This window comes from Mesorhizobium sp. M0954, assembly GCF_040319155.1.
In the GTDB taxonomy this organism is placed as follows: domain Bacteria; phylum Pseudomonadota; class Alphaproteobacteria; order Rhizobiales; family Rhizobiaceae; genus Mesorhizobium.
Map to the genome: position 1 here is coordinate 1 of NZ_JAMYNR010000061.1, position 10,885 is coordinate 10,885.

Consider the following 10,885-nt stretch of genomic DNA (forward strand, 5'->3'; position numbering starts at 1 on the left):
GGGCTTTCGAGGCGCTGGGCGGCGCTCCTCGCGAAGTGCTTTACGATCGTATGAAGACGGCTGTGATCGGCGAAGGTGAGGCCGGCGGCATCGTCTACAACCGTGCCCTCGTCGATCTTGCCCGCCACTATGGTTTCCATCCCAAGGCCTGCCGGCCTTACCGCGCCAAAACAAAAGGCAAGGTCGAGCGACCGTTCCGCTACATTCGCGAGGACTTCTTCCTGGCCCGGTCCTTTCGCAATCTCGAAGACCTGAACGCCCAGTTGCGTCACTGGCTGGACACGGTCGCAAACCCGAGGGTTCACGCCACCACAAGGCGTGTCGTCAACGAAGCTTTCGCCGAGGAGCGGGCAGCGCTGCGGCGCTGCCATTGGCTCCGTTCAGATCGGTCCTGAAGCTCGAGCGACGCATCAGCCGGGAGGGCATGATCAGCGTCGGCGGCAATTTCTACAGCGTGCCCGACGCCACCAGGCGCCGTGTCGTCGAGGTGCACACGCTGGCCGAAGAGGTGCGCATCTTCGAGGACGGCGCGCTGATTGCCACCCATCCCATTCTAGAAGGTCGGCACCAGCGTCATGTCGAGCCGGGTCATCGCAACATCCATGTCCACAAGCGCCGACAGAGACCGAAGAACGACGACGTCACCCTTCACGGCTCCGGTGACAGGGTCGCTCAGCGCCCGTTGGCCTTCTACGATGCCGTCGCCCGGGTGATGGCGAAGGAGCAGCGTCCATGACGAATGCGCTCGATACCACGCCATCCACAATCGACCGGATCCGCCACGACCTCGTCGGCCTGAAGATGCCACGAGCGCTCGAAGCGCTCGATCATATCGTGCGCCGGCTCGAGCAAGGCGAGATCGCTGCCCTCGAAGCCATGGACATCCTCCTTTCGGAAGAGTTGACCCTGCGCGAGAACAGCCGGATCAAGACGGCACTGCGCATGGGGCGTCTGGCCACGATCAAGACGCTCGCCGGCTTCGACTTCTCTTTCCAGCCCTCGCTTGACCGAGATCGAATCTTCACGCTCGCCCAACTCGGCTTCGTCGCCCGCTGCGAGGTCGTCCACTTCCTCGGCCCACCCGGCACAGGCAAGAGCCATCTGGCCATCGCACTTGCCGTCGAGGCTGTGAAGGCTGGAAAGAGCGTCTATTTCTGCACGCTCGCCGAACTCATCGCCGCACTGGCAAGGGCCGAACGCGAAGGCCGCCTGCAGGAACGCATCCGCTTCTTCTGCCGGCCTGCTCTGCTCGTTGTCGACGAGATCGGCTACCTGCCCGTCATCCACGGTGGCGGCAATCTATTCTTCCAGCTCGTCAACGCCCGCTATGAGAAGGGCGCCATGATTCTCACCTCAAACCGCGGCTTCGCCGAATGGGGCGAGGTCTTCGGCGACCCTGTCGTCGCAACCGCACTTCTCGATCGCCTGCTTCATCATGCCGTCGTCGTCCAGATCGAAGGATCGAGCTATCGGCTCCGCCAACACGCCGAGCTCATGCCCGAACACCTGCGATCAAAAGCCTCCATCACGCCGCCGACGCTCAACGCACCGTCACGACCGCGCGGCAGGCCGCCGAAAAATGGACACCCTTCCGCGACAGCCTGAGCGGCGAAACTGGGGAATTTTACTTCGGCACTTTTGGGGAAAATTCGAGCGGCATTGACACGTGCGTGATAGCGCGCGACAAACTTATCGATAGTGGCGATCCCGACCGACGCTAGATCGACGCCTCTCCCGTCCAGCCAAACGAAAAAGCAATCGACCGTCCGGCAACATCCTTCGATCGTGATGTCCGCCCATCCGTATTCGGAAGACATGCGGGCCGCGAAGATAGTAACCTCGCGCCTATGGGAGTGGCGTGTCGCGTCGTGCTCCTCCAGCCAGCCCATAAAGCGCATCCACGCTCAGCGTACCCGAAGAATCGTCGGCGCGCGCGAGGTCGTGATTTGCGTTCGGCGGGTAAAGACCATAGCCGGAAACCATTCTCAACCTTGAGCAAGATCGAGCTGTCGCTGTCGTCGCCCATGGCGCGCAGATCGCCGCCGCAGCCCGGGCAACATGCGCAAGACGGCTCGCGAACGACCCGCTTGCGCGGCAGGTTGGGATTGAGCTTACGCACCGGCACCACCCGCACCTTGTCGGTGTCCGCGACGATGGGCAGCTCGAGATCGGGCACGCTGGTGGCGAAATCGGTCTCGAGATCTTCGAGTTCGAGCCGCATCTGGCCCAGCTTCTCGGACGAGCGACCGAAGGCCTTGCGGTTGAAGCGATCGATCCGCAGTTGCAGGCGTTGGATGCGAAGTGCGGCCCCGGCGCGCTCTCTTCGCAGCTGCTCATCCCGTTCGGCGATGGTGGTGTCACGGGCGGAAACGGCCGTCTCCAGAAGGGCGATCCGGGCGAGGAAATCAGCGGTTGAGGGAGCCTGTTCCGACACCCAATTTACATACCCGAAAGGCCCTCGTTACAGGAGAAGAAGAATCAACACAAAATCAGTAAGAAACATCAAAATTAGCCAGCCAAACGCGGTCGATAGGTCTTGCTCGGCCGTCGCCAATCGATCCCCTCCAAAAGCAGCGAAAGCTCCGCCTTGGTGAGCGACACGGCGGCTTGATCCTTGGTGGTTGGCCAGGCAGAACAACCGTCGGTAGGCAGAACCCTGGTCGTCATGCGCCAGAATCTTGATGATATGACCCTTGTGTCAACGGAAGCAGAAGATCGCGCCAGTGTGCGGGTCAGCGCGAGCACCTGCTGCACCATCCGCGCCAGGCTGTTGATCCCAAGACGCATATCGGTCGCGCCGCAGCACAAGTAAATCCGGTCGGTCGGCACCACCGTGATCACCTGGTCAACTCCGCCAGGACGATACGCAGTGCTGTCGGATCGACGGTCCCGTCGATCCGCAATCGCGCGCCGCTCGGAAAAGCCACGACGATCCTGCCGGCTGGGTCAGGGCAATCGGCGACGGGACATTCGACCAGGCAGGTTGCTCACATCGACCCGTGCGAAGATCGCCATCGCCTGATCGGCATCAAGCTCGCCGCCGGCCATCTGCTTCCGCCACGCATAGAGCTGTGACGGAGCTACCCCGAACGCCTCCGCGACCTCGGTCACCGACGACCCCGACGCGCTCGCCAGATCGACCAACGCGCGCTTCTCCGTGCAACTCCACAGCCTTCGTTGCCGCACGCGCCCGCGCACCGTTGTTAGTTCTTCGGTCGCCGCGGCGTCGCTTAACTCGGCGACCATATCGCCGTTGCATGTTCCAATGTCATGGCTTGAAAACTCCATGTTCATGGGCCTATTGCAAGGTGCCTTGGCCCATCGCTTACCTAGTGGGCCTGAAGCCGACTTATGCATCGAGCGAGGCGAACGGCAGGTGCGCGCCTAATGTCGGTCGTTGAGATTGACTTCGCAACGCCTGAAAGCAGACCTTCCAGCGTCATCGTGCGCGATCTGGTGATGAACGACGAGCAGCCGTTTACGCCCCTCTTGGTCGAGCGGGTCAAGGGCGAGACCCAGCTGTTCGTCAAACAGGTCAAGCTCTCCGGTCACCGCTACATCGTCTGCCGCAACGAAGCCGAGGCCGAAAAGGACAAGGCCGATCGCCAGGCGATCGTGGAGGGACTGCAAAAGCAGCTGAAGAAAGGCGACAAGGCGCTGGTCGGCAACAAGGCCTATCGCCGCTATTTGAAGTCTGTTGCCAAGGACGCCTTCGAGATCGACCTCGGCAAGCTGGCCCAAGAGGCCGCTATGACGGGATCTTCGTCTTAAGGACCAACGCCAAGATAACGCCCCTGCAGGCGGTCCTTCGCTACCGCGACCTTCTGCAGGTGGAGGTTCTGTTCCGCCGGGTCAAGGCGCTGATGCGCACCCGGCCAATCTATCACAGCTCGGATGAGGCGATCCGCGGTCACGTGTTCTGCTCGTCCTGGGCCTGCTGCTGCAGAAGGAATTGGCGGATCTTTGCGCCGCCAACGGCTTCAGCGTCGAATGGGGCGATCTGCTGCGCGACCTGGACCGGCTGCAGGAGGCCATGATGGAGAAGGATGGCAGGCGCATCACCACCCGAACCCACGTGAAAGGCCAAGTCGGGTCCGTCTTCCAGGCCGCTGGCGTCGCCCTGCCGCAAAATATCCGCGAACAGGCCGCTTGAGTAGCGGCCCAAACCCGCAACATGTAGTGCAAACACCCGTTCGCGCGCCTGCAACGCATTGAACTCACAACGATTTAAAATCTCACTGTTGAAGTAGGGCATGACGACGAAGGCGGCGCAAACCGCCGCCGGATGCCGAAATCGGCAAACCGCATCAACCTCAACAACCAAATCCGAAGCGATCTCCGTTCATCAGTCCACGCGGAACATCGGCGCGGCCCTACCGGTCCGCGAAACGCCGGTAGTTCGAGGTGGTCAGCTGACATCAGCGGCCGCAGGTCTCAAGGCGTTTATGTGCAGACAACGTGACATCGCCCTTGTAGCTGATGGTCGCGGTGTTCATGCCATCGGTCTATGCCGCAAATCCCTGAACGCGAGTTACGTTGATAACGCCCATAAGATCTTGCCGACTAGAAAACCCAGGTCGCAGCCACTTTAGTGGGGTTAATAACCGTAACAAAAGCTTTGCAAGCATAAAAAAAATATACAAAATATTATCATCCAACTGCTCTCCTCTATGCAATATTGACTTGGCGTCATGGTCGCATTGACCCGCTGACTTGTATACTAAGATGGAGAATCCATGAATTGCGAGACACGCTTCCGCCGATCGCCAATCCCGACTTGGTCACCCTGTTCGATAACAAGGCGCGCTGGAACCTTCCCGACTACCGCCCCAGTGGCTTCCACAACCTCCACACAACGATGCGCTATGCCATGTCGCTGCGCGCCCCCGGCGTCCTACCGCTTCGGAAGGAGGTCGACCGGACCATTGGCGAGCGGCCGGAGGTCACAGGCTATCTTGCCATGCCACATTTCTCGGCCTTCGTCGTCGTGCGCGACGATCGCATCCTTTACGAAGCATATGCGCCGGACTTCGGCTTCGATAGGCCGCATCCCGTCGAGGCGGCAGGCCTCAAGGGACGCTTACATATCACCTGCGACCGCGAGGCTGTGCCGCTTGTCGACGGCGGCGCCTGCCTGACCGCCCGCGATCTCGTGCGCTACGAACTACTGTTCGCACGCAAACAAGAAAGGGGACTGTGAAATGACAATGAATCGACGTGAAATTCTCAAGGGTGCCTTAGGTTCGTCCGTTGCCATCGCTGGACTGAGCTGGTCCAGTCTGCAGGCAGTCGCAACGCAGGCGACTCAGAACACGCTGACCTGGATTTGGGACATAGCGTACCAGAACATGAATCCCGCCGCGAGCAATTCGGCCGAAATTTATTTGCTTGGTAGCGTCTACGAGACCCTATTGGAATACAAGGACGGCAAGATCCTGCCGAAACTCGCGACCGCCTGGGAGCGTGCTGACGGTGGCAAGACCTGGACCGTCAAATTGCGCGAAGGGGTGAAGTTTCACGACGGCTCGCCGCTGAATTCGGCGGCGGTCAAGAAGTCATTCGAATATACGCGTGATCTTGGGAAGGGCGCAAGCTACCTATATGCTGGCCTGGAACATGTAGAGACGCCGGACGAACACACTATCATCTTCCGTTTCAAGGACGTCATCGCCTTCGATCTAGTGGCAGGTGCACAATACGGTGGTTTTGTGATCGGCCCGGCAGGCATCGATAAGGGGGACGAATGGCTGAACCAAGGCAATGCGATCGGCACCGGCCCCTATAAGCTTGCGGAGTTCCAGCAGGGTAAGCTAGCCGTCCTTGACAAATTCGAAGATTACTGGGGCGGATGGGAAAGTGGCCAGTTCGACCGCGTGCTTCATCCCTATGTGGCCGAAGTGTCGACGCGCATTCAGATGATCCGATCCGGCGAAGCGAACATTTGCCCCCGCATTCCGGCTTCGCAGATCGAGAGCCTGAGCGCCTTACCAAAGGTGTCGATCGAGAACAGTCCGAACTGGCGCTCACAGCTCTACTGCATCAACACCCAAAAATATCCCACGGACAACCTGAAATTCCGGCAGGCCTTGTTGCATCTTTGGGACCACGAGTCGGTGCTGAAGGACATCTTTCATGGCATCGCGAAAAAATCGGTCGGTCCCGTAGTATCATCCTTGTGGGGTCATGGAACATACGACGTGGGCACATATGATCCACAAAAGGCGCTATCACTCCTTGAAGAATCGGGCATTCCTAAGAAGGATTGGAAGATAAAGGCGCTGTACTACGCCGGCAATCAGGAGCAGATTGATTCGATAGAGCTGTTCCGGGCCAACGCCGAGGCTGTCGGCGTTGAAGTCGAGCTTGACTTGGAACAAGTAACTACCACCTTTCATAGCAAGGCGCGGTCACCTGAAACCACAGGTCACATGAACGCGATGGTAACTTGGCCAAGTTATCCGTCCTCACAGGACCTGCTAGGAGTGTGGAAGACCGAACAGACGCCCGTCTGGAACTTCTCCTATTACCACGATGAAGAGTACGACCGTCTGGTAGGCGAGGGCTACAAATTGGAAGGTACCGACAGAGACGCTGCGGAAAAGGTTTATATCGCCGCGCAAGACAGGCTGATGCAGAACGCGGTAGGCATCTTCTATGCCGACGTAAACCGGGTCGCTGCCTATTCCTCTGATATCAAGGGAATGGACCAAGCCAACAATCCCGCCTACCAATGGCTCTCCCTCTATAGCCTGAGCAGATAGGCCTTGCGCACGCGGAAAGTGACGGGGCATCATGCCTATGGCAACGTACTTGGCTCAGCGGATATTGATGATCGTTGGCGTCGTATTGGGCGTCGCGACTATAACATTCGTCCTGAGCCGAGTGCTCGCCCCCTCACCGGCGGAATTGATGCTGGGGGGGCGCCCTCCCGTAGAGATGATCGCCAAAGTGAATGCCGAGCTCGGACTCGATAGGCCACTCGCGGTTCAATATCTCGATTTTATCGGCAATGTCCTGCGCGGAGAGTTCGGCAATAGCCTGCTAACCAAACGGCCCGTGCTGTTGGAGATAGGCGAGCGGTTTGGTGCGACGTTCGAACTCACCACCTTGGCGATGGTGCTCGTTCTTCTCATGGGCATTCCGATCGGAATTCTTTCCGCAGTAACGCAGAACTCGATCATCGATAATGTCGTCCGGACCGTCTCGGTTGCCGGGGTTGCCATACCCTCTTTCATCCTGGCGATGTCACTGCAACTCCTCTTTTACGGCGCGCTCGGATGGCTACCGCTCCAGGGTCGCGTGGATACTTCGATCCTTTTGGGTGACCCGATCAGGCCGATCACCGGCCTGTTCCTTATCGATGCCCCTCTTACGGGCAACTGGGAGGGTTTCACGAGCGCTCTTGCACACATAGCGCTACCACTCCTCACCTTGACCATTCTGCTGCTTGCTAGCGTGGCACGCATCACGCGAAACATGATGATCGAGGTTCTGAAGGAGGAATATATTCGGACGGCGTTTGCCTATGGTCTGCCGAAGTCCGTGATCTATTATCGGTATGCGTTGAAGGCCACACTCATACCGATTCTGACGGTCATTGGATTGACCTATGGCTACCTTCTGGGCGGAGCCGTTGTGGTCGAGTCGGTCTTCGACTGGCCAGGGCTGGGTTCCTTTGTGGTTTCGTCGATCGCGCAGAATGATTACCCGGCCTCCCTCGGCGCCACACTCATTCTTGCCGGCACATACCTTCTGGTCAATCTGATTGTCGACCTCCTGTATGCTGTTGTCGATCCCCGCCTCAGAACAGCGTGATGGAGACGATGATGCAAACCGACGTCATCGAGTGGCCCGACCGGCTGATCCGCGCAAGAGCATTCTTCGGACAGCACCGGCTGTTCGTTTTTGGCGTGGCCATCCTCTTGGTGGTGGCTTCAGGTGCCGTGATGGCCACTTGGATTGCGCCCTATGAGCCGATCAAAATCATGATGTCGGATCGACTTTTGGCCCCCAGTGCCGAGCATCTGATGGGCACGGATCGCTTCGGAAGGGACATCTTCGCCAGAGTGCTTCATGGAGGAAGGATATCGCTGCTCGTCGGCCTTTGTGTTGTCCTTCTATCCTTGGTCATCGGCGTTCCCATCGGAGTTGTGGCAGGGTATTTCGGCGGCAGGACCGACCTTCTTTTGATGCGTATAGCCGATGTCTTCTTGGCTTTTCCGCCGCTGCTTCTGCCGATCGCCATCATTGCTGCACTCGGTCCAGGCATTTGGAGCGCTGTGATCGCGCTCGGCGTCTCATGGTTCCCAGGAACGGCGCGCATTATCCGCGGCGCGGTTCTGCGGGTCCGCGAGGAACTTTACATCAGCGCCGCGCGAACGACCGGTTTGGGGCATCTGAGCATCCTGGTTCGCCACGTCCTGCCAAACTCGCTGACGCCGGTCATCGTTGCGGCCTCGGCGGATTTTGGCTACGCGATACTAGCCGGTGCATCGCTGAGCTTTATCGGCTTGGGCGCAAGGGCTCCGGCGGTCGAGTGGGGACTGACGGCGGCGGATTCCCGGGTCGACTTCCTCGATCACTGGTGGACTGCGCTGTTTCCGGGGCTGGCCATCTTCGTGACAGTGCTTGCGCTCAATCTCGTTGGGGACGGCCTCCGCGATATTCTGGACCCCAAGCAGGGCCGACGGGAATGAGCGACACGGTTCTTCAGGTGAGCGGCCTCGGAGTGACTTTTCCCAGCCTTTTCCAATCGACCTCGATCCTGCGCGGTGTTGATTTCAAAGTTGCCGCAGGCGAAGTGCTCGGCTTGGTGGGCGAGTCGGGCTGTGGGAAGTCAATGACCGCGAGCGCCTGTCTTGGGATGGTGCCGCCGCCCGGCTGCGTCACCGGCAGCATCAGGATCGACGGGCAGGAGGTCATTGGGCGGCCGGAGTCCGAACTGCGTGCCATGCGCGGCAGCCGCGTTGCGACGATCTTCCAAAATCCGATGCGTTCCATGAACCCGTTCTTCACGCTTGGGCGGCAGATGATCGATGTCATCTGTCGCCACCGACCGGTCGGCCGGGCCGAAGCGCGTTCCGTGGCCTTGAGCGAGCTCAAGGCCGTGCGCATCCCTGACCCGGAGCTTGCACTTGAGAAGTACCCGCACCAGCTTTCGGGAGGGCAGATCCAGCGTGCCCTGATTGCGCTCGCCCTTGCCTGCCAGCCGCGCCTTTTGATCGCCGATGAGCCGACGACGGCGCTCGACCTGACTATCCAGGCACAAATCGTCTGGCTCCTGCGGCGCCTGGCCGATGAGAAGGGCCTCGCCGTGGTGTTCATCACTCACGATCTCGGCATCGTTTCGCAACTTTGCGACCGCGTGGCCGTCATGTATGCGGGCCGGATTGTTGAGATGGGCAGCGTGGAGGCGGTGATCGACCAGCCCCGCCATCCCTACACGGCAAAGCTGCTGGGTACGGTTCCGGCAGTTGGCCGCGGCACCCGCGATCTCGTCTCAATACCCGGCCATGTGCCCGATCCTGGCGTGATACCGACGGGCTGCGCGTTTCACGACCGGTGCGACCGGGCGACCGGCATCTGCACAGAGGCGGATCCGCCCGTCCGGACCTTTGGCGAGGACCATCTGGCGCTGTGCCATCATGCCGTTCGCCATCAGCAGGTCACGGAAGCACCATGAACGCCGCACCGCCCGTTCGCCTGGTCTCCGTGGAGGGCCTGTGCAAAGTCTATCCCACGCGCCACGGCGCCATAAAGGCCTTGGACGACATCAGCTTTCAGATCGTGCCGGGCGAGACGCTAGCACTCGTCGGCGAGTCGGGCTGCGGCAAGACCACGCTCGCCTCCGCACTCCTGGGGCTTGTGAAATTCGATGCAGGCACAATCGAGATCGTCGGCAATATAGTCACCGCTCACCTGCACGGGACCACAATGCCCCCACGCCGCGACGTCGGCGTGGTGTTCCAGAACCCGCATTCCTCGCTCGATCCGAGGATGAAGGTGCGCTCGATCGTCGGCGAACCGCTGAGCGGTATTCTAGACATGCGGCGCGAAGCCGTCACCCGGCGCGCCGGCGAATTGCTGAACCAAGTTGGACTCGGCGTGGACTACCTCAACCGCTATCCCCATCAGCTCTCGGGCGGGCAGATGCAGCGCGTCGCCATCGCACGTGCGTTGGCGCTTGAACCACGGCTGCTTGTGCTCGACGAGCCTACCGCGGCGCTCGATGTCTCTGTGCAAGCCCAGATTTTGAAGCTTCTTAAGGCTCTCCAGGCCAGATCAAACGTCAGTTACCTGTTCATCACGCACGATCTTGGTGTCATCGACTACATCGCCCAGCGCGTCGCCGTCATGTATCTTGGCCGGATCGTTGAGAGCGGGGCCGTTGATGAGGTTTTCGCCGATCCGCGCCACCCTTACACGCAGGCATTGCTCGACGCCGTGCCGGTCATCGATCCTCGGCGACGGCGCCAGTCCCCACCGCTCGACGGCGAGGTCCCAAGCCCTCTCAGCCGCCTTCCCGGTTGCGCCTTCGCACCGCGTTGCGGTTGGGCGACCGACACGTGCCGCGCTTCCGACCCGGAACTGTTCGAGGAAGAAGGGCGAGTTCATGCCTGCTTTCATCCCTTGAATGAAGCAAAATCCGCATGAAGAACCCTCCCTACTCCCCGGTTACCACGGCGTTGAGGATCCTTCCGTGAAGCTGACGGCGCCACTTGATGAGTTGATGTAACACCCAACATCTCGACGGCTTCCCGACGGTGCGGATGACCTGCCGCAGGCGATGTCACGTTGTCTGCACATAAACGCGTTGAGAGCTGCGGCCGCTGATGTCAGCTGACCACGGCCACGGCTTTCCATTCCGCCATGGCCTGCAGGCGGT

At 60.0% G+C, this 10,885-nt stretch carries 10 protein-coding genes and 2 pseudogenes; 9 read left to right on the forward strand and 3 right to left on the reverse strand.

The features are described from left to right. A pseudogene (locus tag NKH93_RS33735) lies at positions 1-736 on the forward strand (Mu transposase domain-containing protein); the annotation flags it as partial. Further along, a complete protein-coding gene (gene istB / locus NKH93_RS33740; protein ID WP_352624661.1) occupies positions 733-1,605 on the forward strand; it encodes an IS21-like element helper ATPase IstB in 873 nt (290 codons plus the stop codon). The pseudogene NKH93_RS33735 and the gene istB, both read left to right, overlap by 4 nt. 112 nt (positions 1,606-1,717) lie before the next feature. On the opposite strand, the gene NKH93_RS33745 is transcribed toward istB, so the two are convergent. From NKH93_RS33745 to NKH93_RS33755, 3 genes are all read right to left on the reverse strand, one after another. Continuing rightward, the gene (locus tag NKH93_RS33745) at positions 1,718-2,434 is read right to left on the reverse strand and encodes an IS66 family transposase (protein ID WP_352976284.1); all 717 of its coding nucleotides are present in this window, start codon (positions 2,432-2,434) and stop codon (positions 1,718-1,720) included. Positions 2,435-2,508: 74 nt separating this feature from the next. Beyond that, complete coding sequence (gene tnpB / locus NKH93_RS33750) at positions 2,509-2,841, reverse strand: IS66 family insertion sequence element accessory protein TnpB (protein WP_352976286.1); 333 nt, start codon at positions 2,839-2,841, stop codon at positions 2,509-2,511. A 105-nt stretch (positions 2,842-2,946) separates the two neighbouring features. Further along, positions 2,947-3,294, reverse strand: coding sequence for a transposase (locus tag NKH93_RS33755; RefSeq protein ID WP_352976290.1), 348 nt, complete (start codon positions 3,292-3,294; stop codon positions 2,947-2,949). A gap of 162 nt (positions 3,295-3,456) precedes the next feature. Between NKH93_RS33755 and NKH93_RS34475 the strand changes: the two are divergent. From NKH93_RS34475 to NKH93_RS33795, 7 genes and pseudogenes are all read left to right on the forward strand, one after another. Further along, a pseudogene (locus NKH93_RS34475) lies at positions 3,457-4,153 on the forward strand (IS1634 family transposase); the annotation flags it as partial. A 588-nt stretch (positions 4,154-4,741) separates the two neighbouring features. Continuing rightward, entirely contained in the window at positions 4,742-5,200 is a 459-nt protein-coding gene (locus tag NKH93_RS33770) for a hypothetical protein (protein ID WP_352976296.1), read from the forward strand. Position 5,201: 1 nt separating this feature from the next. Further along, entirely contained in the window at positions 5,202-6,761 is a 1,560-nt protein-coding gene (locus tag NKH93_RS33775; protein ID WP_352976299.1) for an ABC transporter substrate-binding protein, read from the forward strand. Between the two features lie 37 nt (positions 6,762-6,798). Next, entirely contained in the window at positions 6,799-7,815 is a 1,017-nt protein-coding gene (locus NKH93_RS33780; RefSeq protein WP_352976308.1) for an ABC transporter permease, read from the forward strand. 11 nt (positions 7,816-7,826) lie between these two features. Then, complete coding sequence (locus tag NKH93_RS33785) at positions 7,827-8,696, forward strand: ABC transporter permease (protein ID WP_352976301.1); 870 nt, start codon at positions 7,827-7,829, stop codon at positions 8,694-8,696. After that, the gene (locus NKH93_RS33790; RefSeq protein WP_352976303.1) at positions 8,693-9,682 is read left to right on the forward strand and encodes an ABC transporter ATP-binding protein; all 990 of its coding nucleotides are present in this window, start codon (positions 8,693-8,695) and stop codon (positions 9,680-9,682) included. The genes NKH93_RS33785 and NKH93_RS33790 overlap by 4 nt, the downstream gene beginning before the upstream one ends. Beyond that, positions 9,679-10,653, forward strand: a complete 975-nt coding sequence (locus NKH93_RS33795; protein ID WP_352976307.1) for an ABC transporter ATP-binding protein — start codon at positions 9,679-9,681, stop codon at positions 10,651-10,653. The genes NKH93_RS33790 and NKH93_RS33795 overlap by 4 nt, the downstream gene beginning before the upstream one ends. Positions 10,654-10,885 lie beyond the last annotated feature (232 nt).